The 21,812-nt window shown below is 43.7% G+C and carries 29 protein-coding genes; all 29 read left to right on the top strand.

What is annotated here, in order from left to right; genetic code table 11:
- The first annotated feature begins 555 nt into the window (after nucleotides 1-555).
- The 29 genes from N477_RS10375 to N477_RS10515 all read left to right on the top strand — a co-directional run bounded on the left by N477_RS10375 (nucleotide 556) and on the right by N477_RS10515 (nucleotide 21,275).
- Nucleotides 556-831: a helix-turn-helix domain-containing protein gene (locus tag N477_RS10375; protein WP_063360351.1), complete on the top strand. Its 276-nt coding sequence runs from the start codon at nucleotides 556-558 to the stop codon at nucleotides 829-831.
- Nucleotides 806-1,165, top strand: a complete 360-nt coding sequence (locus N477_RS10380) for a hypothetical protein (protein ID WP_063360350.1) — start codon at nucleotides 806-808, stop codon at nucleotides 1,163-1,165. The genes N477_RS10375 and N477_RS10380 overlap by 26 nt, the downstream gene beginning before the upstream one ends.
- 15 nt (nucleotides 1,166-1,180) lie before the next feature.
- Nucleotides 1,181-1,600: a glycoside hydrolase family protein gene (locus N477_RS10385; protein WP_063360349.1), complete on the top strand. Its 420-nt coding sequence runs from the start codon at nucleotides 1,181-1,183 to the stop codon at nucleotides 1,598-1,600.
- Nucleotides 1,597-1,995, top strand: a complete 399-nt coding sequence (locus N477_RS10390) for a 3TM-type holin (protein ID WP_063360348.1) — start codon at nucleotides 1,597-1,599, stop codon at nucleotides 1,993-1,995. Before N477_RS10385 ends, N477_RS10390 begins: the two co-directional genes overlap by 4 nt.
- Nucleotides 1,992-2,240, top strand: coding sequence for a hypothetical protein (locus N477_RS10395; RefSeq protein WP_155731861.1), 249 nt, complete (start codon nucleotides 1,992-1,994; stop codon nucleotides 2,238-2,240). Before N477_RS10390 ends, N477_RS10395 begins: the two co-directional genes overlap by 4 nt.
- Nucleotides 2,241-2,359: 119 nt before the next feature.
- Nucleotides 2,360-3,196 (top strand): baseplate assembly protein, encoded by an 837-nt coding sequence (locus N477_RS10400; protein ID WP_063360347.1) that lies wholly within the window; start codon nucleotides 2,360-2,362, stop codon nucleotides 3,194-3,196.
- Nucleotides 3,197-3,198: 2 nt separating this feature from the next.
- Nucleotides 3,199-4,209 (top strand): phage tail protein I, encoded by a 1,011-nt coding sequence (locus N477_RS10405; protein ID WP_063360346.1) that lies wholly within the window; start codon nucleotides 3,199-3,201, stop codon nucleotides 4,207-4,209.
- A gap of 25 nt (nucleotides 4,210-4,234) precedes the next feature.
- A complete protein-coding gene (locus N477_RS10410) occupies nucleotides 4,235-4,789 on the top strand; it encodes a phage tail protein (protein ID WP_063360345.1) in 555 nt (184 codons plus the stop codon).
- A 9-nt stretch (nucleotides 4,790-4,798) separates the two neighbouring features.
- Nucleotides 4,799-5,068 carry a hypothetical protein gene (locus N477_RS10415; protein WP_063360344.1) on the top strand — a complete coding sequence of 90 codons (270 nt, stop codon included), beginning with the start codon at nucleotides 4,799-4,801 and terminating at the stop codon, nucleotides 5,066-5,068.
- Between the two features lie 61 nt (nucleotides 5,069-5,129).
- The gene (locus tag N477_RS10420; RefSeq protein WP_063360343.1) at nucleotides 5,130-5,906 is read left to right on the top strand and encodes a hypothetical protein; all 777 of its coding nucleotides are present in this window, start codon (nucleotides 5,130-5,132) and stop codon (nucleotides 5,904-5,906) included.
- Between the two features lie 12 nt (nucleotides 5,907-5,918).
- Nucleotides 5,919-6,380, top strand: coding sequence for a hypothetical protein (locus N477_RS10425; RefSeq protein WP_063360342.1), 462 nt, complete (start codon nucleotides 5,919-5,921; stop codon nucleotides 6,378-6,380).
- 107 nt (nucleotides 6,381-6,487) lie between these two features.
- Complete coding sequence (locus tag N477_RS10430) at nucleotides 6,488-7,102, top strand: hypothetical protein (RefSeq protein WP_063360341.1); 615 nt, start codon at nucleotides 6,488-6,490, stop codon at nucleotides 7,100-7,102.
- Between the two features lie 8 nt (nucleotides 7,103-7,110).
- Complete coding sequence (locus N477_RS10435; protein WP_155731862.1) at nucleotides 7,111-7,482, top strand: hypothetical protein; 372 nt, start codon at nucleotides 7,111-7,113, stop codon at nucleotides 7,480-7,482.
- 93 nt (nucleotides 7,483-7,575) lie between these two features.
- Nucleotides 7,576-8,475 carry a hypothetical protein gene (locus N477_RS10440; RefSeq protein WP_063360340.1) on the top strand — a complete coding sequence of 300 codons (900 nt, stop codon included), beginning with the start codon at nucleotides 7,576-7,578 and terminating at the stop codon, nucleotides 8,473-8,475.
- A gap of 12 nt (nucleotides 8,476-8,487) precedes the next feature.
- Nucleotides 8,488-8,790 (top strand): hypothetical protein, encoded by a 303-nt coding sequence (locus N477_RS10445; protein ID WP_063360339.1) that lies wholly within the window; start codon nucleotides 8,488-8,490, stop codon nucleotides 8,788-8,790.
- A gap of 86 nt (nucleotides 8,791-8,876) precedes the next feature.
- On the top strand, nucleotides 8,877-9,908 hold the full coding sequence (locus tag N477_RS10450; RefSeq protein ID WP_063360338.1) for a baseplate assembly protein: 1,032 nt from the start codon (nucleotides 8,877-8,879) through the stop codon (nucleotides 9,906-9,908).
- Complete coding sequence (locus N477_RS10455; protein ID WP_063360337.1) at nucleotides 9,901-10,878, top strand: phage tail protein I; 978 nt, start codon at nucleotides 9,901-9,903, stop codon at nucleotides 10,876-10,878. Before N477_RS10450 ends, N477_RS10455 begins: the two co-directional genes overlap by 8 nt.
- A 14-nt stretch (nucleotides 10,879-10,892) precedes the next feature.
- The gene (locus tag N477_RS10460) at nucleotides 10,893-11,447 is read left to right on the top strand and encodes a phage tail protein (protein ID WP_063360336.1); all 555 of its coding nucleotides are present in this window, start codon (nucleotides 10,893-10,895) and stop codon (nucleotides 11,445-11,447) included.
- A 4-nt stretch (nucleotides 11,448-11,451) separates the two neighbouring features.
- Nucleotides 11,452-12,366, top strand: a complete 915-nt coding sequence (locus N477_RS10465) for a hypothetical protein (protein ID WP_063360335.1) — start codon at nucleotides 11,452-11,454, stop codon at nucleotides 12,364-12,366.
- A 62-nt stretch (nucleotides 12,367-12,428) separates the two neighbouring features.
- Nucleotides 12,429-13,217, top strand: coding sequence for a hypothetical protein (locus tag N477_RS10470; RefSeq protein ID WP_063360334.1), 789 nt, complete (start codon nucleotides 12,429-12,431; stop codon nucleotides 13,215-13,217).
- A 7-nt stretch (nucleotides 13,218-13,224) separates the two neighbouring features.
- Nucleotides 13,225-13,578, top strand: coding sequence for a hypothetical protein (locus N477_RS10475; RefSeq protein ID WP_063360333.1), 354 nt, complete (start codon nucleotides 13,225-13,227; stop codon nucleotides 13,576-13,578).
- Nucleotides 13,579-13,610: 32 nt separating this feature from the next.
- Nucleotides 13,611-14,450: a baseplate assembly protein gene (locus N477_RS10480; RefSeq protein WP_063360332.1), complete on the top strand. Its 840-nt coding sequence runs from the start codon at nucleotides 13,611-13,613 to the stop codon at nucleotides 14,448-14,450.
- Nucleotides 14,435-15,292 (top strand): phage tail protein, encoded by an 858-nt coding sequence (locus N477_RS10485; protein ID WP_063360331.1) that lies wholly within the window; start codon nucleotides 14,435-14,437, stop codon nucleotides 15,290-15,292. Before N477_RS10480 ends, N477_RS10485 begins: the two co-directional genes overlap by 16 nt.
- A gap of 157 nt (nucleotides 15,293-15,449) precedes the next feature.
- Nucleotides 15,450-15,929, top strand: coding sequence for a hypothetical protein (locus N477_RS10490; RefSeq protein ID WP_081216325.1), 480 nt, complete (start codon nucleotides 15,450-15,452; stop codon nucleotides 15,927-15,929).
- 8 nt (nucleotides 15,930-15,937) lie between these two features.
- The gene (locus N477_RS10495) at nucleotides 15,938-17,920 is read left to right on the top strand and encodes a DUF4815 domain-containing protein (protein ID WP_063360329.1); all 1,983 of its coding nucleotides are present in this window, start codon (nucleotides 15,938-15,940) and stop codon (nucleotides 17,918-17,920) included.
- On the top strand, nucleotides 17,920-19,110 hold the full coding sequence (locus N477_RS10500; RefSeq protein WP_039608564.1) for a hypothetical protein: 1,191 nt from the start codon (nucleotides 17,920-17,922) through the stop codon (nucleotides 19,108-19,110). Before N477_RS10495 ends, N477_RS10500 begins: the two co-directional genes overlap by 1 nt.
- Nucleotides 19,111-19,118: 8 nt before the next feature.
- Nucleotides 19,119-19,337 (top strand): hypothetical protein, encoded by a 219-nt coding sequence (locus N477_RS10505; RefSeq protein ID WP_063360328.1) that lies wholly within the window; start codon nucleotides 19,119-19,121, stop codon nucleotides 19,335-19,337.
- Nucleotides 19,338-19,346: 9 nt separating this feature from the next.
- A complete protein-coding gene (locus N477_RS10510) occupies nucleotides 19,347-20,828 on the top strand; it encodes a hypothetical protein (RefSeq protein WP_063360327.1) in 1,482 nt (493 codons plus the stop codon).
- A 9-nt stretch (nucleotides 20,829-20,837) separates the two neighbouring features.
- Nucleotides 20,838-21,275, top strand: coding sequence for a hypothetical protein (locus N477_RS10515; protein ID WP_063360326.1), 438 nt, complete (start codon nucleotides 20,838-20,840; stop codon nucleotides 21,273-21,275).
- The last annotated feature ends 537 nt before the right edge of the window (nucleotides 21,276-21,812 follow it).

Genomic DNA, 21,812 nt, shown 5'->3' on the forward strand with positions numbered 1-21,812 from the left:
GCTATTGTAGTTACAACTTACGGCGCATTCAACGTAAGTGATCAGATTCACTAAATAAGCTTTGATTTAGTTACGCCGAATAATTGATTGTTTTTTGCTCTCAACTCAGTTGCGGTATATAAAACCACCAGTTACTCGCGTTTTTTAGCAATAGATTTTCTATTTAACTTCGTTTACATATGAAAATAAAATGAAACCCAGAGCATCATCTTTTTTTGTATGAAAATACACATTTTTTTTAAGTCTTTATTGTTAGGGCATTTTTGACCTGTTGGAGCGCCTAAAAAAAGGTATTATTTACCTATGCTCAGCAAAGCTATGAAGGAAAGCTGTTAACTTCCTTAATACTATTCAGAGCAACAAAGAAACACTCATCGCCTGTATGAGTATGAATACCGCCTTTAAAAAGGGGGAGACTGAAAAAGGTGATTTACCTAATCACTTCACAATCTAGTCATAGATAACTTCACAGCTTATGGCTCCGATCACTCACTGTAAGCTGAACATAACTCCATATCACCACGAAGCTTAACTGCACAATCAGTAAGGATCGCAATGACACAGTCAAGTTACTCATCAAACAGAATTTTTAAAGATAAACGAACACCGCTTGGCGCGGAAATTCTCCGTTTTGCAAGGCGTATGCGTGGTTTCACTCAAGCGGAGTCAGCCGCCAATTATGGCATTGAAGAGCGAACGCTGAGGCGATGGGAAAATAGGGAATATAGCCCAAAGTGGAACGATGTGGTGGGTCTAGTGGAAGACGTTTACTCACTCGATATTATAGAAGTAATAGGAAAGCTCAATGATTGCGACACAAATAACCATTAAACAAATTCGCAGTGCCTTGAGGCGCTGGGGCAAATATTGGCGACAGCGAGAGCAGGGTAAGGGCTTCAGTCGCCAAGCAATAACAGAGCAAACTGGAGGAGGCCATAGTAATTACTTTTCCAGTGACATGATGAATGTACCGGAAGAAATTGAATTACTGGGGCAGTTAATCAGCAAACTGCGACCAGAATGCATCCGAGCAATACGCGCAAAGTATTTGTTGGATGTTGAACTAAGCCAAGCGGCAAAAATGCTTGGTTTTGATACAAAGCGCTCCGCAGAGTTTTGGTTAGTTAAGGCCGAAAAAACACTCATGTTGGAGCTGAGCTACTAACGAGTAGGAAAATAGATGTCGATCATGAATACGGTTGAGCAAATCAAGAAACATGAGGGCTATCGACGCTTTCCGTATTACTGTACGGGAGGCAAATTAACGATAGGTTATGGCAGAAATATAGACAGTAAAGGAGTGGATAAAGAAGAAGCGGAGTATTTACTTGCACAAGATATTAAAAATGCATTAGCTGGGGTAAAGCGTCGCATTGATATATCTCATTGTAATGAAGCGCGCGTAGCCGTATTGACAAATATGGCATTCAATATTGGCTTGCAAGGACTGATGGGGTTCAAAAGGATGCTTGAACACGTTCAACAAGGAGAGTTTGAAAGTGCCGCAGTTGAAATGCTTGATAGTCGTTGGGCAAACCAAGTGCCAAGCCGAGCACAGGAATTGGCGCAGCAAATGTTAAGTGGGGAGTGGCAATCATGAACTGGCTTACAAATTTGTTCACTGGCAGTGTGAGAGAGCCACTGCAGGTAGTCGGTGAAATTATAGATGAGTTGTATACGAGTGAAGAAGAAGTGCTCGAACAGCATGTTATAAAAGCAAGGCTACTGAATAAGCAAAGTGAAATACAAGCACATATAAATTCAGTACAGGCAAGTCACCGAAGTCGATTTGTTGCTGGCGCTCGACCATTTTTGATGTGGGTATGTGGGCTGGGATTTTTGTTTGCTTTTGTGATCAACCCAATATTACAGTGGTTGTTTCCAGAGCAAGGGGTACCCGTTTTGCCACTTGAAGTGATGTTGGAATTGACTTTAGGTATGTTGGGGTTAGCAGGCCTTCGCACCATTGAAAAGTTGAAAGGAGTGGCAAAGTGAGACAACCTGAAAACTGGCAAATGAAAAAGGAATTGAGTTTAGCCCACATTCTTACAACGATTGCCTTGGTTGTATCAAGCATCTTGTATCTAAGCGATTTAGATAAACGCATTACGACTAACTCTCAAGAGTTAGCCCACTTAAAACAGATCCGCAAAGAAGATCAAAAGCGGATTGAAAAGCGCCTAGATTCAATTGATAAAAAATTGGACGCGCTATTAAGCGCAAAGCGCTCTAACCCATAAGGCCTTATCTGGCCACTGTTTAAAAATCCCTTTTTTGTAATTAATCACTTAAATCCATGTGCACAAGCTATGAGATTGCATGTGCGTTCGTGCGCAAACGTATTATCAGGAGACGAATTGTGAGTACAGCCATCGAATTAGCTAAATTGCCACCACCTCAGGTCATTGAAGCGCTTAGTTATGATGAGATTTATAAGCAAATGGAGCAGGCTCTGCTCGACAAGTTGCCGGATCATGCTTTATTGGCCTCTGATCCAGCGATTAAATTAATTGAAGTTGCGTCGTATCGCGAACTTTTACTCAGACAAAGGATTAATGACGCGGCAAAATCTGTGATGCTGGCGTTTTCGCAAGGCAACGACTTAGATAATTTAGGTGCTTTGTTTGGTATTGGACGCGCTGAAAATGAAGGTGATGAACGCTATCGCCAAAGAATCCCTCTATCGTTAGAAAGCTATAGCATGGCTGGTACTAAGGGAGCATATGAATATCACACCTTCTCTGCCAACGATAAAATTAGAGATGTTTATGTAGACTCGGATAGTCCCGGCTATGTAAATATATACGCGTTGATAGATACCATGACACAATCGCAAGCCAACGAAATTAAAGCCGATATTGATGACAGGCTTAATGACGAAGATATTAGACCCATTACAGACAAAGTTGTCACCCAGTGGGTAATGCCAACAATTGAGACGCTTAGTGCACAAATTTATTTAAATATAGGCGCTAATAAGCAACAAGTTGAACTGGCGATTATGCAGGCACTCGACGCCTTTATTGCCGAGCATTGTAAGTTAGGCTCAGAGATCCCTCACTCGGGTATCATTGATGCATTGCATCAGCCAGGAGTGCGAAAAGTGAAGTTACTGACGCCCACGGAAGACTTACAGCCTGCGGTTAATCAAGCATATAGCTTGGATATTAATTTACAATTTCCAGATGAGGCTTAACTATGAGCGAAAAGTCACTCTTGCCTCGCAATACGACTCAATTAGAAAAAACAATTGAGCAGCAGTTATCACATACTCGTGAGCAATTTAATATTACCACTGTGATCCCGGATTATATTGGCTCGCAGTGGGACCCGTTGACTTGCCCTGAAGCTTTGTTGCCATGGTTGGCATGGGCGCTATCGGTTGATGAATGGAAAGAAGATTGGCCTGTAGAAACCAAGCGGGCAATGATAGCTAACTCTGTATCTGTGCATAAGCACAAAGGGACGGTGGGCGCGGTTAAACGCGCGCTGGCATCGCTCGGTCTCGAAATAGAATTTTTTGAATGGTTTGAAGATATCGATGATGTCTATATAGCGCCACATCACAGTGGCGAGCCACATACGTTTACGTTTATTGCGTGGGCAAACGCAGTGCCTTATACCAGTCGCGCGGTGGTGCTTGACCAAAAGCTGTATGATGCAATAAATCGTGTGACTAACCAAACCAAGCCTCAACGAGCACATTTTGATTTTTTAGTTGGCATGAAGATGTCGTCGCAAATTGCTGCGGCCACCAGTGGTCACGGCTTTGCCTCAAGTCGACTTTATGCCAAGGTTATGCCGCACACTAAAGAACGTGCGGGCAGCAATACACTTTCACTCGCTGGTGCTATTTCTGGGCATCGCACAGCCTCTTCTCGCTATTACGCAGCCTCTTCTTCTGAGCGCAAGATCACATCATCAGTTCAACCAGGCTGCGCCCTTGTTATTAGAAAAAAGGTGCCTTTGGTTAGTCGCCAGCGCATCAACACTGCCAGTGAGCGAAAGTTAAGAGCGGGTGCCAAACTCGGGTTTGGCGCGGCACTTTCTACTGGGTCAGGCCAAGTTGTCAGGACCTATATACGCAGTGATCAAACCATGCCTTCGCGTTTGATTGAATTTAGCAGCCGTCTTACGGGCGCTATGTCAAACAGCGCAAAGCAAACGACAGTCTGTCGTTTGTACTTCAATGCAGTGTCTGCATCGTAAATTTTGATAAACAAGGAGTGCAATAGTGAGCACGATTTTACAACCGGTGATCACGTCAGCGGGACTGGCTGCTGTGTTCAGAGCACAGCAAAATGGCTTTAAAGCCAAAATCACCAAAATTGGGATTGGCTCAGGTGTGCATCAAGTGGATGAAAACACCACCAATCTGAAAGCAGAGCGATATCGTCTGGATATTGACTGCGCAGAATATGATGAAGCAAATAAACAGCTTCACTTAACTGTACGCGACGACTCTAAAGTGGCGGATGACGGATTTTTTGTCAACGAGGTCGGTTTTTATACCGAAGAAGAAGTTAACGGACAAATACGTCATGTGTTGTTTGCTGTGTATTCAGCAACGGATCCGATTGCGTATAAATCAAATGATATTGATCTGTTATTGGCGTTTGACCTGACACTGACAGGTGTGCCGGGCGATGCTATCACCATTATTGATAAAGGGGTCGACTTCAATATATTGATAGCCCCTGAGCTTGCCAAAATGGCGCGTTCACAGATCATGAATATGTATCGTCATTTAAAACAAAAGTTTGCATTAATTGACAAAGGTATTTTGTAAGGAAATTTCATGAAAAAAGTAGATAACCAGCGTGCACAAACGTTAGCAGAAGAGGCACTTAAGTTGATGCAAGAAGCAAAAGTATTGCAGCAACAAGCGCAATGTCAGGCAGCTCGCATTTTGGGTTACCAACAACAGAGTGATGGCTTGGCCTTTAAATATTTAGCGGCGACAGCCGAGCATGGTGAACATAGCCAGCAAGCATGTGATGCTAAACAGGCTTGGCTCCATTCTAGAAAGTCTGTGCAGGCGCGTTATCCAAAATTTCATGGAAAATAATTCAAAACAGATTTTAAAAAGCCCGCTTTTAGCGGGCTTTTTACATAAATGGAGAACGTAAATGTCTTTAGAACAAGATATCACACGCGTTGTTGAGGCCACTGAAGGGTTGACGGCAACCGTTGATAATCAGATCAGTGAAATCACGAGCAAATTAAACACCGCGGTGGCTGAGACGAAAACCAAGGTGGATGCCCATCTAGCCAGCGCTGATGCTTTACTGAACTCATATGAAGAGCGTCAGTCACACTTTCGCGTGACAAAAAACCAAGCCTTGGTGGCAAACCAAGCGGGCACCTTCCCAGAAGCTTGGACTGGCGGTTATGTAACAAAAGCGACTTTGCTAGAAAAAGTTGAGTCTGGTGTTGAGCAAGATCAGCGCAGTGCACTCGCAAGAGAGTTCTTACAGGCTATCGATTCAGACCGTAAGTTTTTTGCACAAAACTTCAATATTTGGGAGCTGGAATATGCACCGAATAGAGGCGGTGAAAACAGTCATGTAGACGCGTATATGATGTATCAATATTGTCGAAGGCCAACGCACGTGACTGTAGCTGCAATTGTGAAGCACATTAGAGGAATTGTCCCTACCGGTTTCTGGTGTAGTGGACTACAGGCTAATGAGCCAGCGAAAGTGTGCGGCGCTCATTATGGTGCTGGTGGTCGAAATCATTACATGCACTGTCACCCCTATGTAGCTGGAAAAAATCTACCAGCGGATCAAACTGGGGTGATTCAAGTTGCACTGCCAGCTGTTGTGACAGGTCACGTACCACTAGATAGATCTTGGAGTCAGTTTGCTTACATCGGTGACGGTGCATACGACGTGATTGCATAAGGAGAAAATTAAATGGCGAAATTAATCGTAAATGGGCAGGTGGTCGAGCAGTTTTTTGATGCCGGGATGCAGCAGTACGCGGTTGCCCAGTTGGTTGAAGAAAACTTTGGTAAAGGCAGCACGTTCTCAGTCGAATTATCAGTTGAAGAAGCACAGCAAAAGAGCCGTGATGATGTACGTTTATCTATCGAGCAACAAGTAGCTGATACCGAGTCTTTGCTGGGTACAACGTCAGACACAGTACATATGCTACTTAATGAGCTAAGTGGCTTTGTGAATAAATTAAGCGATGCATCCACTTTAGCTGAGATGCGCACTTCAACGACATCACTTAAAGCGGCAATTGGCGATATTGAAACAAAAGTTTCAGCAGGTGAGCTGAGCTTTCCTTATCAGACCAAAGGCCAAGATGCGGTGATGACAGATATTATGATGCGTGCAAACGGCGTTGATACTGTTATTAAAGCAAAGTAAGTCAGGCATAACACGGTTCTGAGCACGCCGTGTTGATGCTGAGTTAAAAACTCAAGCGTGAAGCCCACCATTTGGTGGGCTTTTTTATTTTAAATTGGAGGTAAATTATGTCTTTAGAGCAAGACATTGCAAATGTAGTCAGTGCAGCAGAGCAGCTAACTGGCATCGTAGATACAAAAATTGAAGATATTAACACGACAGTAAATAACAAAGTTGCTGAGATGAACTCGCAAGTTGCTGTAAAAAAGAATGAAATTGATACGACAATTTCTCAGCAAGTGCAGCGCGTTGATACTGCCTTAGAGAATAAACAAATACTAGGTAATGGTGGTATAGGAACTAGAAGTATTGATATTGCGAAATTTTTTACTGCTGAGCTTGGCGCTACTTATATTCATCTAAAGCTACCCTATAAGTTAGATCGAGACAATAGAATGTACCACATCAAGGTAAGTGGGTATGAGTTCCATAAAGCTAAGATCATAGATACAACGTTTGTTGGGTATTGTTACAATCAAGGCAACAGACTGGGATATAAGCAAGAGCTTGGGACGCATGAGCCATTTTCATATGTTGGCAGTGATAGTCACGTCTATTTGCGTCTGACTATCGAAGATAAATATTATTTAAATCTCAGTGTAGATTCTATGTATGTGGGCAATGGCATGATTCTAAAGCCCGGCGATATTTCTGTGATTGAGAGTACTGAGTTAGAACTATAAGGAAAATAATGATGGATAAAATGATAGCAGACCAATTATCGACTGATCGCGAGAGACGTATTATTACTAGAAACGAAAGGGTGTCGAGAAGGCAAAAAATTACAAGCCGAGTGGCAGACGAGGGTAGTTTGTTAGGCTCCACATCAGATATTTCTCACATCCTCCTCCATGAACTGAGCATATTTGTCAATAAGATATCTACTGCTAACTCCCTAGCAGAAATGCGCACCTCTACAGAATCTTTGAAAAACGCCATTGGTGCAATTGAAGGGAAAGTGGCAAGTGGTGAGGTTGAGTTACCTTATCAAGTAAAAGGTCAGGAAGCCGCTTTAGAAGAAGCGCTTGTACGTGCCCACGGCGTCAGCAGTCTATTGAAATAAATTGGTTTAGTTTGCTAAGTAGCAAACAGAACGATCAATAAACCCAGCCCACCTATTCGGTGGGCTTTTTTATTTTTAAACGGAGGTTAAACCATGTCTTTAGAGCAAGACATTACACGCGTCGTTGAAGCGGCGGAAAAGTTAAGTGATATCGTCGATACCAAAATTGAAGATATCGATGCTCGTGTGGCACAAAAGGCCAGCGAGATTGATCAAAAAAATGCGGCGGTTGAGAGTCGTTTGACTGCCAAAGAGCAGGCGGTGGATGCCAAAATTCAGGCGTTTCAAAGGGCGTTACCACTGGCACCTAACTTGTTGATCGACAGTAAATATTTTAATGGCATTGGCACAGACAATGTCGCTGTGGATATGGTTAGCTCACATAGAAAGCCGTGGCGATGTTGGGTTGACAGTGGCGTTGAAGCGTCGGGTACTGTCACGAGATTGACGCTTGATAAGCTGGTGGATAATGATTTAACGCCATCAGGTGACTTTTTACAAAAAGCACTTGGCGATAAGCGCTCTGAAACCGATTTTTATGGTAGTAACTACAAAGTATTATTATTTGATGTCGAAATTGTCAAAGGGAGAGACAACAGCCCAGATATGGGCCACGTTTTCGTGATGAACCAAGGTAGAGACTCTTATGTTGGTTGGGGTCGTGGCGAGTTTTTAACTCAATCTAGTTGTTGGATAAATGTACTGGAATGCTCTGATGGCATAAGCTTTTACCCTGCTGCAAATCGTGTGGCCAATATCGAAGTAAATAAAGACGACTTAGGCAAGGGGTGGATTTATAAGCACTCTAGCAAACTCGGTTGGGGTGGAAATCACCAGCCACTTTTTGCAGGCCGAGGTCGAATGAAAGTCGCTATCTGCTTACCTTATGCGGGTACTGGCGATCATGGAGATAACATGATTTGGGCCAATGATGTTGGCCATCCTTATTCACACACTGATTTCGCTGAATTTCAAAGAAACAACCTCAGCTAAAGGAGCATAGCAATGGCATTATTAAAACAAATTTCAACGGGTAAAGTGGTTGCCAGTGGTATTCACAATTTAGAATCGGCAAAGGAAGTCGCAGCACTCGCAGGCTATGTAGAGGGAGATTATGAGATTGTTTACTCTGCAGAAGAAGTGGCTCAAGCGAGGCTGAGTGATTATCAGGCTAAAAGCGACCACTTGTTCATCGACTATATGGCGAATTTAACGGAGTTTGGTGACAGTGCACAGGCTACGTTAGATGCCAAGCAATCGTGGCTGGCTGCGAGGGCTGAAATAAAAGCTAGCTATCCAAAGTCTTAAGCTTATTCTCAGTTTAAGCCTAATTCATACTCTGCCTGAGTTGCCTTGTTCAGGTACTTCTCAATAATCAATTTAAGAGCTTAGTTATGTCTTTGACAAACTTTAGCGCCATAGATCTCAGCCGTTTGCCGGCGCCAAACCTCATTGAGTCACTAAGCTTTGAAAAGATTAGGGCTGAGATTTTAGATGACTTTAAAACGCGCTTCCCCGACGCTGAGCTTAACCTAATCAGTGATCCCGTGGTTAAGTTAGTGGAGTCATTTGCTTACAGAGAGCTTTTGTTGCGTCAGCGTATTAATGACAGTGCACATGCGGTATTACTTGCACATGCTACAAGCAGTGAGCTTGATTATTTGGGCAATCGCTTTGAAGTTTCGCGTGCAATATTGGAGCCTGCTGACAATACACAGATACCACCTAAAGCAGCTATTTATGAAAGTGATGAGCGGTATCGTGAACGTATTGCACTTGCGCTGGAAGGATTCAGTACCGCGGGCCCTGCAGGCGCATATGCATTTCATGCACTAAAGGGCTCGCAATATGTCAAGGATGTGTTTGTAGATGCCCCAGAGTTTGCTTACGTCGATCTGCCGGAGCAAGTATCGAGTTTACTACCACCAAGTGCACGTCTTTTGGTGTGTACATATGACGCAGGTTTAACGCCAGAAGTATTGTCAGGCGCTGAACCGTCAGAGCCTGCACCTGGGGATGTGGTGGTGACGCTGCTTACAAGCCAAGGAAATGGTCATGCAACGACAGACGTAATCGAGCAAGTCAGAACACAGTTAAACAAGGAAAATGTCAGACCACTGACTGACAGAGTGCATATTAAATCGGCAGATATCATTGAGTTTGAACTAGATGCGGTATTGCATATTTACCCTGGCATGGATGGACCTGCACTGGTTGAAGAAGCCAAAGCAAGTTTAGCGGCGTGGTTGGCTGAGCATCATAAATTAGGCCATGATATTTCTCTGTCAGGCTTATATGCGGTATTACATCGAGAGGGGGTGCAGCGAGTTGAGCTGCAGGCGCCGCAGTGGGATATTGCCGTGCAAGCGAATCAGGCCGCGTTTTGCTCTCGGGCGACCATCTCTGTAGGAGACGAGCATGTCTAACTTCACGTTGCAGGGAAAGACTTCTGATTTGGAGTTAGCGCTTGAACACTGCAGTGACCGTATACTGAATATCCCAGTATCCCACAAGCAGTTATGGGACCCTTGGAGGTGTCCTGCACAATTTTTACCTTGGCTTGCAGATGCATTGAGTGTGGATGTTTGGGATAGTGCATGGCCTGAGCATGTACAGCGTAAAGTCATAGCAGATAGTGTGCCAAGGCACAGATATAAAGGGACCATCAGTGCCGTAAACAATGCATTGAAAGTGCTCAATGCCAAGGTTGAGCTGCAAGAATGGTGGCAGTATGGTGGGGTGCCACACAGTGCAAAGCTGCTGGCCATTGCCAATGAGAATTTAGACAGTAATGGTAGTACATTCTTAAGTCCTAAACTGCAGGGGCAAATGTGGCAATCTGTGGTGGCGACTAAACCAATGCGCACCAATATTGATTTTAATATAGGGGTTAACTTAAATACGGGCACTCAAGTGTTCGGTGGCGGACAAAGCGCATCGGTGCAGGTCGCTTCACATCGTGACGAGCCGATCTTTAATTTTTCACCAGTCGTGGTCGGTCATTTTACAGCAGCTCAAACCGGCAGTGTGCATGCATCAAAATTAGCAGATAACCCGAGTTTTGATTTTAACTTGAGTTCAATACATGCAATTTCGATGAGCGCTTCTAACCATGTTGGAATGCAATCTCTTCAAGATAACCCAAGTTTTGATTTTAACTTATGTTCAATACATGCGACTTCGATGAGTACATCTAGCCATGTTGGAACACAGTCGTTTGAAGATAAAGCAACGGCGCATTTTAGTACAGGTACTTGTGTAGCATCCACTGCAGTTACTTCATCACTATCTAATGCTTTTTTAAAAGATGCCCCAAACCCTCACCATACGTCAAAGAGTTCATTAACAAGCGGTGCTTACACCGTTTCAATTCAAAATATCACGCTTAATTTATAATCTGAGGTACCTATATGAATGTATATACACCTGTTGTGACACAGCAGGGAATAAACGCAGCGGTCAGTGCCCTTGAGCAAGGGGTTAAAATTCAAATTGGCCACATTGCTGTGGGCGACTCGGGCTATACACCCGATAGAAACCAAACGGCTTTAAAAAGCCCAAAAAATACAGCGCCTGTATCGGGTGCGGAAGTAGTGGGTAATGGCCAATTTCACGTGACTGCCGAGTTTACTGATGATAAGCAATACGCGGTTAAAGAAGTCGGCTTTTACCTTAATGATCACGAAGACGAAAGCCAACGAACCTTGTTTGCTGTTTGGTCTCATCCAGAAAATGTGCTTTTTTTTCAGACACCAATTGCAAAGATTGTACAAGGGTTCGATTTGCTTTTAACGGCGGTTCCGCCTGACAGCTTAGACTTTAATGTATCGGGTGATTTAAGTTTATATTATGCCGATGAATTTGCTGCACTGACGATTGCACAAACTAAAGCGCTCACAGCGCAAATTCAGTCTAATTTGAGGCAAATTTACTTTAATGATCGTCTCTTGAACTTGGAGGGCTAGGATAATGTCTAGTTTATCTAAGAGCGTTGCGGAACTTGCCAATAGCAATGCGAATTTAACCCAGCAATGCAGTGAGCTGACGGATGATATTAATCAGCTACTACTCAATGTGGATAATAAGGTTGATACGGCGTTTTCCAAAGTGCGTGGCGAAATTAAAAACACATTTGAGCAGGTCTTGTATGTGAATGCTGATCAAGCGCTTGGCAGCGACAGTAACGATGGTCTCAGCCTACAAACGCCACTAAAGACGATAAAAGCTGCTGTGGCTAAGCTGGTACCTGGCTGCTTTGCTCGCATCATGCTTGCTGCGAACGATGTAGAGCATGTTTGTGCTACCGTTACAGTCCCTGATTGCTCCGTTATTTTTAGTGCCTATACAGAAGATGATTGGCAGGCTATTGGTTTAAAAATGCGTTTTTCCGGCTCGATAGCATTTAATACAAGAGGCGACAACGCATCAATCTCACTTGAGTTGTTTGGAGAATTTCAAAAAACCATTTTGATGGCAGGTAATCGCTTATTTGAAAATTTAGGCAAGGCTGCTTTTTCGTTAGCCAGTGACAGTGCCAGCTTTCCTGTGGTGGTGTTTCATCGCAACACGACAGGGCAATTTTTTCCTTATTTTGTTGCAGCAAATTATGCCAAGTTTAGCAAAATCGGCTTACTGACGATGAGTAATGTCACGTTTGCCTCGCATATCTCAAATATTGCCGGTGAGACAGTTTATGAGCCTATGCCACATATCCGCTTGGATACACCGCCGGTTGGGGGCGCTGTATTGGCAGTATTTAATAACGTTGATATGCATTGTGAGCAATTGTCTAACCCCGGTGTGGAATTGGCTACAGGGTGCTACTTGATCTCCAAAGTGACAGGATTAAATCATATTGCTCCGCCAGTTGCTGCAAGTAGTTAACCTTACGACTTTCCCTTCTTTTTACTTATTTATATTTCAAATTTAAATTGAGGACAATATTTATGTCTACACAAGCTAAAACGCTTGAGCAGCTCATCACAGAGCTACATACAACTAATGGTGAATTAATCATCGCGAATAATGATTTAACCAATACAGTAGTAAATAAAACAGGTGAAATTGATGCGGCAGTAACAAAAGCGCAAGCAGATGTGAGTGCCGCAATTGCTGCTGGAGACAGCCGTATTCAAAAAGCCATTAATGATTTTGCTCAAAGTCACGCGGATATGCGCATTAACTACTATGACCGAAAGTTACATAGTAAACGTACACTTATTGAAGACAATGGATTAGTCGCAGATCCAAATGATGAGACTCGCTCTAATTGGATCAGAGTGCCAAACGGAGGTGCATGGACTGGGTACAATACATATCCAGCTGCGAAAAAATTAACTAAGGTTCATACCGTATCTGGTTATTCATACGAGCCAGGTTATTATGAGTCGCCTGAACAGTATACTGCTGACTGGAGTTGCACATTTATGCAATTTATATTAACCAATGAAAGTGCGACCAGCGAGCAGATAAATGACAACATTGCGTCTCAAGGTGCTAATGTGGATCAATCTAAAATGGGTGGTTGGTGGAATGGCTCTTTAGTGACAGGTATTCCATGTATGAATATTGCGGGCTTACATCCATACAGTTGCTTATTTGTAAGATTAGTAAATGTAGTAGCTAATGGCGCATCGGATCGACCAGGACTGCTGCCACAAAATGTTTTGCAGTTTGGTGGTAATTGTAACTTCTCAATTGACCGTGTTGTTAATTACCCTAACATTTCAGAGTAGGTGATGTATGTCCGAGATAAATTTTTTTGATTACAAAGATACTAGTTTAAATCATGTTAAAGCTGAGCAGCGCTCTCGCATTCATTATGAAGTTGCAGATACAGACTCACTTATAGGTACGACCTCTGATACGGTCCACATGCTCTTGGTTGAATTTGCTAAATTAGCACAGGCCATTTCTACCGCAGCCTCTCTTGATGAAGTCAAATCGGCAGCGTTACAATCAGCAAGCTTGTTTTCACCGATAATAGATAAGCAAAATGCTGATCAATTGACTTTCCCGTATCAGCATAAAGGAACTGAAGCCGTGCTTGCTGAGATTGAAGCCCGCGCGCAAGGTGTCGCTGATATTATCAAGTAATAATTGAACATTTCCTCCCCTAGAGATCCCCTATGAACTCCCAGTACTTTGATTTTTCTGCGCTTCCAGCGCCAGATATCATTGAGCCACTGGACTATGAACATATTTACCAAGCCCGCAAAGAAAGGTTTAAATCCATTGCGCCGCAATATGCTGATGCATTAGAGCTTGAAAGTGACCCACTGACAGTCTGCCTGCAAGTGGAAAGCTATCGAGAGCTGCTATTGCGCCAGCGTATCAACGAAGCGGCGTATGCTAATTTGTTAGCGACAGCGCAAGGCGGCGATTTAGATCAGCTTGGTGTATTTTATGGTCTTGGGCGTGCCGAGGGTGAAGAAGACGGTAATTACCGTCTTCGCATTCGGCAGAAAACTCTGGCTTCCAGTACCGCTGGTAGCAAAGATCATTACCGTAATGCAGCGCTCACCGCTGCCCCCAATGCTATTCGTGATGTAGAAGTGGATAGCCCTGCCTCCGGACGTGTTCGCGTGTCGATATTATTTCAAGATACAGACTCTGCCGATGCGCTTTTACAGCAAGTACGAGAATACGTACTGAGCGATCAAGTTAAGGTTTTAACGGATCAGGTAGAAGTCAATCATGCAGAAGAAGTGCCTGTTGATGTGAAAGCGGATATTTATCTGCAACACAATGTACCTAATTGGGTATTTACACAGTTAGAAGAAAAGCTCCGCGCTGCTTGGCAAGACGCCATGGCCCTTGGTGTTGCGATGACCCCCAGTTGGCTGAGTGCTCAACTGCATGTCGAAGGGGTAAAACATGTTGAAATACATACACCAGATAGCTTGATCAATATCGAGTCCAATCAATATGCTCAGTTAGGGCAAATTCAATTATGTCTGATCACCTAGATAAAAAAAGCGACGCATTACTGCCTTACAACCACAGTGAACTGCAAGCTGCTGTTGTTAAGCACGGGCAGTTAGAGTTGATGCTGGGTGAGGGCATATCGCTATTACGTGGCTTTAAATCTCACCCTAAACAATCTTTGTTACCTTGGCTCATTTGGGAATATGGTTTAGGTGCTTTGGTGCCTTACTTAGATGACCTTGACCAAGTACTGCAACAAGGCCTGACTTGGCAGCGGATCCGAGGGACGCGAAAAAGTCTTGAAATGGCGTATGGATGGCTTGGCTTTTCACTAAAAGATGTTGAAGAGTCAACATCCTATCGTCACTTTTACCGCTACCAATGTCACCTTGAGCAATTGCCCAACTTAAATGATGTTGAACGCATGTCTCAACTGGCCGAGCTCAGTGCGCCCGCAAGAAGTGAGCTGACCCGTGTCACCTATCAATTTGATATCCGAGAACTGACTTTATCAGCAAAACCTTTTGGCTCACTGTTAAGTGATCACTCCGGATTTAGGCATCACCTCAAAAATGGCAAGCTACTGCGAATAAGCACTAAGCGTACGCACCCAGAACACCATAGCTTTAGCAGTGATACGCACAGTAGTGGTTTAACTCGCAAACATAATAGCGCTTGGCAGAGTTACTCCTCTGAAATTTTAGGCGTTTTACGTCTTAGTGAGCCGCTTATAAACCAATTTGGTGCGACTTCAGTGCATAGTCGCCAGTCTAGTCGTGCTTATACTCTTGACCAAGCGCAGTGGTTTGGTCATTGGCAAGCGAGCAGTTGGTCTGCAGTTCAATCACCTCAAGTGACTATTGCACACCATCAAAATCGCTAACGTTTTCAACTTTTAATAAATCTTGAGCTTGGTTTTATGCAACTCTCCATGAGTGTTGGCAAGGATAGTGATGTCATGCCTAGGAAGGCGCGTTGAGACACTTGGTAAATGAGTTAAAGCAGTACATGGACCGAGTGAAGGACGATAAGGAAATATTTTGGCTATTCTTACCCGTGCAGGGCGAACTATGCTCGCTCAAACAATTGCACAAACTCCCATTTATTTGGCTTGGGGACGCGGTGCGTCTCAGTGGCAAACGCCACCTGCTGAACCTATTGCAGCGACAAGTCTTGCTGATCCTATAGGTTATCGTAAAGCGAAAAAAGTCGGATTTTGTTATCCCGACAATCAAGGTGACATCTTTATTCAAGGTGGTCGCTTTAGCTTATCCTCAGAGCCAACACAGCATATTTATTGCGAATTTACCTTTGACTTTACCGATGGCGCAGGTGAAACCGTGCGCGAACTAGGCTTAATGTCAGGCTTGCAAGCAGATACTCAGCTTCCCGATGGCTTGGTGTATTTGACGCCTGAACAGGTCGCCAATTCTGGCACTTTATTGCTTCTTGAACATCGTGCTCCGCTTATTCGTGAGCAGGGCGTGCGAGAAAGCTTCGAATTTGTTGTCAGCTTTTAGAGGTGTTTATGCTTGACGATTATTATGAAAAATTTCATGCGGACTCGGGTTATGAACGTTTACTGTTCAGGGCTGGCAAGGGACTGCAAAGCAGAGAGCTCAATGATTTACAGTCACAGGTCAATCATCAAATAAAGGGTGTTGCTGATGTGCTCTTAAAAGATGGCGACTTAGTCAAAGGTGGCGAAGTGATCATTGATGCAAAATTGGCCACTGCTTTAGTAACAGACGGTGAAGTGTACATTGCCGGGCAAGTAAGGCCGGTATCAAGCAGCGCTGTACCTATCGATATGGCTGGCAGTGTCGATGTTGGTGTGTGGCTCACGCATAATGTGGTGACTGAGGAGCAAGATCCAAGCCTACGAGACCCAGCTGTTGATGCAATTAACTTTGATGAACCTGGCGCAGCACGTTTGCAACAAGTTTGCCAATGGGGGCTACTCAGTGATGCAATTGGCCCTGATGATGCATTTTACCCTGTGCATAAAATAGAGCAGGGCACGTTAATCATAAAACAACCGCCACCGCAGCTTGATGCGGTTACACAAGCGCTTGCACGTTATGACAGAGAGTCAAACGGCGGAAGCTATGTGGTTGAAGGGATGTCTTTAAGTTATCGAGGTGCAGATCAAACCGTTCAGAGCTTTAGTCTAGAAGAGGGTAAAGCCCATATCGAAGGCTATGAAGTGGCGTTTTCAACCTCGAGAACGGCTGAATTTGATTATGATCCTGATGTAGGTGAGGTCAAAGAAGAACCTAAGACTTTCCAATCCGATGGTCAAGGTGTCATGCGTATTGATACGGACTTTTTCCCTGTTAAACAGATAGAAGAAGTCAATGTGACTGTCGAAAAAACGACTCAGCTTACCCGGGGTCAACTGGCTGGTGGTGAAGATCTACTACCGGATGATTCTGTTTTAGAAATCTTAAGCATCACGCAAGGAGATACAAACTCTCAAGAGAGTACGACGTATATTCAAGGAACGGATTTTATCTTTTTGCGAAACCACATCAGTTGGCAGCTCAGTGGTGAAGAACCCGCTGGTGGCAGTCAATATGAAGTAACGTACCGTTATAGAAAGCAGCTGATGCTCGACTTTGATGAATACGGTTTTAATCTTGATAGGCAGTTGGTTGATGGTGGTGTAATTGTCGATAACACCTTAGTGACCATTGACTACCAGTGGCACCGTCCACGCATTGATTTAATTGTGCTTGATCGCTTTGGCCAAATAAAGCGGATTAAAGGGCAGGCAGCACATCAATTTCCTATTGCGCCTAAAGCGCCTGCGCATCACTTAGCTTTGGCGCAAGTTACTCAATCTTGGTTAAGTGGGCAAGCGCCTGCGATTGAAAACTTAGCAGTACGCGCGGTTTCTATGTCACAACTTGAGCAAATGCAAAATCAAATTGGTGATCTTTACCAATTGCTGGCAATTGAGCGTCTTCGCAATGATGCCAATAGCCAAGATCCAGCCAGTAAATATGGCGTGTTTGTAGATCCGTTTATCGATGACGATATGCGTGATGCGGGCATTGCACAAACGGCTGCCATTGTTGATGGCGAGTTAGTATTACCTCTCAGTGCGGATATTACCGATTTGCCAGTACCAAACGGTGGGTTGCTGACCTTACCCTATGAGTTAGAAAATGTGCTCGAGCAGCCCAAGCAAACGGGCAGTATGAAAATAAACCCTTATCAAGCCGTTGAGCCTATCCCTGCCACGATTACCTTGACACCGAGTCTTGACCACTGGACGCAAACGCAGCGCAGTTGGACGAGCCCGATTACGCAACGGTTTACTCGTGGTGGAGGATGGCGCACTCGTACCACACAATCAACGCAAACACAGGTGATTGGCCGCACAACGCGAAGTGCTGAACTATTACGCCGCCGTTGGGTGAATTTCTCCTTGTCTGGTTTTGGCGAAGGTGAAGTACTGAAACGGGTAATTTTTGATGGCATTGTGGTGACACCAGAGGAGACATAATGATTAACGCAGATCCAAACGGCCGCTTAAGCGGCCGTTTTTACATTCCCGCAAACATTCCTGTTGGCAGTAAAACAGTGAGGTTTGAGGGAGAAAAAGGCTCATTCGGTGAGGCAACTTACACTGGTAGTGGCACCATCGTGAGTGAAACAGCACGCCGTATTACCACAATTACAACGGTACGCTTTGACCCTTTAGCACAAACATTTACGTTGCCACAAAGGCGCTTTATTGCGGGTGTTGAGCTGTGGTTTAAAAAAATAGGAGGTGATAAACCCGTTCGCGTTCAGATTAGAGAAACCGAAGTGGGTATTCCCAATCAGACCGTTTTGGCGGAAGCATCACTTGAGCGCTCTATGTTTAAAGTGAATGGTGAGCCAACCTTATTTGAGTTTGATCCGGTCTCGCTTAATGCGGGGCAAGAATATGCCATTGTGGTGTTAACGGACGACCCTGATCACGAAGTGGCGATTGCTGAACTCGGCAAGTTTGATAGTGAAAGTGGCTGGGTGACCACACAGCCATATCAAGTTGGCGTATTACTTTCATCAAGTAACGCGTCTACCTGGACACCACATCAAAATCGAGATTTAACCTTTAGGTTAAAAGCGGCTCGTTTTACACAAACAACGCAGACAGTCCCCCTTGGTCAAGTTGAGCTGGATGAACACAGCGATATTTTAGCAATGGCAGTGATTGAGCGTCCTAGCAGTGAAACCCAACTGCATTTTGAATTCAGTGGTGCGCAATTAGGTCAATTTAATCTGCAAGAGTGGCAAGCACTGCGTTTGGCTAACAAGGTGAAAGAGCCTTTGCAGGTGAGCGCGAGATTAACTGGAACCGAAACGCAAACGCCGGTGTTATTCGATAGTGTGCAAACTGCATTAGGTAAAGTGAGTAATGAAGCTGATTATGTAACCCGTGCAATTCCATGCCAAATCGGTGGCAGTTTGAAAGTGAGTTTTGAAGGGCAGCTGCCTGGTACGGCTAAAGTAGATGTGTTTATTCAGCAACAAGGTCAGTGGGTAAACATACCGCAGAAAACAACTCAGCCACAGGGAGATGGCTGGTTATTGTGCAATTACGAGTTTTCTAACCTGAGTGAGTCACAAGCACGTGTGAAGCTGGTGTTATCTGGCACACACATAGACAGGCCTCGCGTGCGTTCTCTCAGAACCTTCTCAATTTAGGAGGGGGTATGATAGACGATAAAACCCTTTCTTATGCATTACCTCTCCCACACCCAGACAATTTATTACAGCAAGATGTAGAGCGAATTCGACAAGCAATTATCGACATTGACCAGTTGCTCTATATGCAAACCAATCTTGATCAGCAGCAAGATACGCTGCTGAACGAGAAACTTAGACGAGTCAAGCTTAACCAGCTACTTGGCGAATCACTATTAACTTTATAAGAGGATATTATGGCGAGTATTCAAAATGCCGTGCAAGTCATGGTAGATAAGCTAGTTGCCGATATGGAGGGCAATCAGCCGCTTACAGCCGAAGAACAAGCATTAGTGAGTAATGCTATTACCAAACTGACCGATAATGCAAAGCTTGAGCAAGCAGTTGTCGCAGTTGCAGAGTCACATATTAATGATGCCACGTCGACACTTCAGCAAGTTTCGCAATCTACTGGTGCAGCATTACAGACGGCAACGGACTCACTGACGCAAACCAGTACAACACTCGATACAAAGTCTAGTAAATTAGATTTGTTAGATTCGATGGCGCCAAACTTAAACCGCGTAGAGTCTTTGCAGGCTACTAATAATGCATTACAAGTTCGACCTATATTTCCAATGACACCGATTGATACGCCAAGCTCTAACGCAACGCACAGAAGAGCGACTGGCGTATTCGCCGTGTATGATAATAGTGGCGAGACTTATTTAGTTAGAACAGGTTTTACTCATAATGCAGATACCGAGCAGTGTCGACTAGAGTATTTAAAACTCAATGCCAATGGTGCTGAAAAAACGACGACGCATACGAGCTTTATTTACTCTAATGCTTTTGAGCAAAACCCCGCCAGTAAGATTTATTACTATGGTACAAGTGCTTATTTGCCGCTTGCGAGTAAAAATAACGCAGCTGATATTCAATATGAAATTGTTTATAGCACGCAAGATTCTCAAACGACGGCAGTGGCAAACTATGGTGGCGTGTTCTGTAAATCATCAGGTTTTACCTCTATTACTAAGCCGAAGCAAAATCTAGATGCAACAGATCAATATGGCATAAGCACATCTACATCTCATAACTATAATGAGGTCGGTGTTTTATACGATAATAATAAGCATTGCTTGGTTATGGTGGATGAGGGAACTTCAGTATTAGTAGAGAAGTATCGTGATGGTAATATCGTCACGAATACCGCTATTGCAAATGCAGAAGAGTTACAAGCCTATGTAGATGCAGGCGACTTTACAGTTGTTAAGTTTATTTATCACAATATTCAGCATACCCATGGTTACCATAATTATAACCAATCAGAGTCAATAATGAATGGTCATGGAGTTAGCTACTATGGCTTTTTCGGTCGTTATAATGGTGTGACAAAAATGGGTGAGCACAAATATAGTGCGCATTATCGTTTTACCCATGAGCGTCGATTGGAGCCGGTAAATTTCTTCTTCAATTGTAGTACTGGTCATCATAGAACTCCTAGTTCTGCCGGTGCATATTCTTCTGGCGCGGAAGTGAAAGTTGTATTGGAAAGTATGTCTGGTGAAATATTAGGTATGTATTCGTATAGAGCTAGGCCTTACCATGCCGGTTATGATAGCGGTATTTTAGGTGGTGCAATTAGCTGTATTAACCCTTACTCAGGTGCTGGAATTCTCAACGAGCACTATACCTATAACCAATATGGCCTTGGCCGTACTTGTCGCGCATTTTAAGGAGAAAACATGAGTTGTGAATATTTTGCCGATAAAGGCATGAAAATTGATGGAAACTATTGGTTGGTTCACCCTCAAACAGGTGTTGCCTGGAATAGCACTTCGATTGAGGATTACAAAAAAACGTATGAAGCGCAACAAATCTTGCTGGAACAAGAAAGATTGGAATCTGAAAAGGCTGATCAACTTGCTGCGATAAAAGAGGCGGTGTTTAATAAGCTTAATGATGAGCAGTGGCGTGTACAAAAAGCACAAGAGCATCTATTGATGGCTGAGCTGGCGGGTGATCAGGCCGAGATAGGCTTAAGCAAGGCGGATTTGGCAGAATTACTGTCACAGCGTGAACAGCTACGTTTAGCAAGTGATAAGGCAGAGCAAACTCTTGCGGATATTTCAACATACGAAGAATTGGAAGAATTTACCTTTGATGTAAATATTTCATTATAAACTTGATGCAATGACCCGTTTTATTCCCAATAAACGGGTTAGTATCATAGTTGCTTGCGAAAGCAACAGACTTGTTATTCCACAACCTAAACCCGCTTAGCCGTGCCGAGCGGGTTTCTTTTATTGAGTTTTAAGCGTGTATTTAATTTATTGCTATTAGGGCAGGAATGACCTGTTTTAATCCCTTAAAATCAGTAAAATACACCTATGCTTGAGAAAAGCTTAAACAGCTTATGATTCACATCTAGCTGAAAAAGACCCAGCAGTTTCAATGCCATGTCGCTTTTTTATTTTGATAAATGAGCATCTGGTGTTTTTTGTATGAAGCACAAATTTAGCGGTTTTAAGGCGGTCATAAATGACCTGTTTCAAAACCTTAAAATCAGTAAAATACACCTAAGCTTGAGAAAAGCTTAAACAGCTTAAGATTCACATCTAGCTGAAAAAGACCCAACAGTTTCAACGCCACGTCGCTTTTTTATTACGATAAATGAGCACGTGGCGTTTTCACGTTAGGCACAAATTTAGCGGTTTTAA

The sequence above is a fragment of the Pseudoalteromonas luteoviolacea H33-S genome (genome assembly GCF_001625695.1).
Lineage (GTDB): Bacteria > Pseudomonadota > Gammaproteobacteria > Enterobacterales > Alteromonadaceae > Pseudoalteromonas > Pseudoalteromonas luteoviolacea_B.

What these genes read in the sequence shown, in the direction of transcription:
- N477_RS10375 (WP_063360351.1), top strand. Translation starts at nt 556, where the DNA reads ATGACACAGTCAAGTTACTCATCAAACAGAATTTTTAAAGATAAACGA.
- N477_RS10380 (WP_063360350.1), top strand. Translation starts at nt 806, where the DNA reads ATGATTGCGACACAAATAACCATTAAACAAATTCGCAGTGCCTTGAGG.
- N477_RS10385 (WP_063360349.1), top strand. Translation starts at nt 1,181, where the DNA reads ATGTCGATCATGAATACGGTTGAGCAAATCAAGAAACATGAGGGCTAT.
- N477_RS10390 (WP_063360348.1), top strand. Translation starts at nt 1,597, where the DNA reads ATGAACTGGCTTACAAATTTGTTCACTGGCAGTGTGAGAGAGCCACTG.
- N477_RS10405 (WP_063360346.1), top strand. Translation starts at nt 3,199, where the DNA reads ATGAGCGAAAAGTCACTCTTGCCTCGCAATACGACTCAATTAGAAAAA.
- N477_RS10415 (WP_063360344.1), top strand. Translation starts at nt 4,799, where the DNA reads ATGAAAAAAGTAGATAACCAGCGTGCACAAACGTTAGCAGAAGAGGCA.
- N477_RS10420 (WP_063360343.1), top strand. Translation starts at nt 5,130, where the DNA reads ATGTCTTTAGAACAAGATATCACACGCGTTGTTGAGGCCACTGAAGGG.
- N477_RS10425 (WP_063360342.1), top strand. Translation starts at nt 5,919, where the DNA reads ATGGCGAAATTAATCGTAAATGGGCAGGTGGTCGAGCAGTTTTTTGAT.
- N477_RS10430 (WP_063360341.1), top strand. Translation starts at nt 6,488, where the DNA reads ATGTCTTTAGAGCAAGACATTGCAAATGTAGTCAGTGCAGCAGAGCAG.
- N477_RS10435 (WP_155731862.1), top strand. Translation starts at nt 7,111, where the DNA reads ATGATGGATAAAATGATAGCAGACCAATTATCGACTGATCGCGAGAGA.
- N477_RS10440 (WP_063360340.1), top strand. Translation starts at nt 7,576, where the DNA reads ATGTCTTTAGAGCAAGACATTACACGCGTCGTTGAAGCGGCGGAAAAG.
- N477_RS10445 (WP_063360339.1), top strand. Translation starts at nt 8,488, where the DNA reads ATGGCATTATTAAAACAAATTTCAACGGGTAAAGTGGTTGCCAGTGGT.
- N477_RS10450 (WP_063360338.1), top strand. Translation starts at nt 8,877, where the DNA reads ATGTCTTTGACAAACTTTAGCGCCATAGATCTCAGCCGTTTGCCGGCG.
- N477_RS10455 (WP_063360337.1), top strand. Translation starts at nt 9,901, where the DNA reads ATGTCTAACTTCACGTTGCAGGGAAAGACTTCTGATTTGGAGTTAGCG.
- N477_RS10460 (WP_063360336.1), top strand. Translation starts at nt 10,893, where the DNA reads ATGAATGTATATACACCTGTTGTGACACAGCAGGGAATAAACGCAGCG.
- N477_RS10465 (WP_063360335.1), top strand. Translation starts at nt 11,452, where the DNA reads ATGTCTAGTTTATCTAAGAGCGTTGCGGAACTTGCCAATAGCAATGCG.
- N477_RS10470 (WP_063360334.1), top strand. Translation starts at nt 12,429, where the DNA reads ATGTCTACACAAGCTAAAACGCTTGAGCAGCTCATCACAGAGCTACAT.
- N477_RS10475 (WP_063360333.1), top strand. Translation starts at nt 13,225, where the DNA reads ATGTCCGAGATAAATTTTTTTGATTACAAAGATACTAGTTTAAATCAT.
- N477_RS10480 (WP_063360332.1), top strand. Translation starts at nt 13,611, where the DNA reads ATGAACTCCCAGTACTTTGATTTTTCTGCGCTTCCAGCGCCAGATATC.
- N477_RS10485 (WP_063360331.1), top strand. Translation starts at nt 14,435, where the DNA reads ATGTCTGATCACCTAGATAAAAAAAGCGACGCATTACTGCCTTACAAC.
- N477_RS10495 (WP_063360329.1), top strand. Translation starts at nt 15,938, where the DNA reads ATGCTTGACGATTATTATGAAAAATTTCATGCGGACTCGGGTTATGAA.
- N477_RS10500 (WP_039608564.1), top strand. Translation starts at nt 17,920, where the DNA reads ATGATTAACGCAGATCCAAACGGCCGCTTAAGCGGCCGTTTTTACATT.
- N477_RS10505 (WP_063360328.1), top strand. Translation starts at nt 19,119, where the DNA reads ATGATAGACGATAAAACCCTTTCTTATGCATTACCTCTCCCACACCCA.
- N477_RS10510 (WP_063360327.1), top strand. Translation starts at nt 19,347, where the DNA reads ATGGCGAGTATTCAAAATGCCGTGCAAGTCATGGTAGATAAGCTAGTT.
- N477_RS10515 (WP_063360326.1), top strand. Translation starts at nt 20,838, where the DNA reads ATGAGTTGTGAATATTTTGCCGATAAAGGCATGAAAATTGATGGAAAC.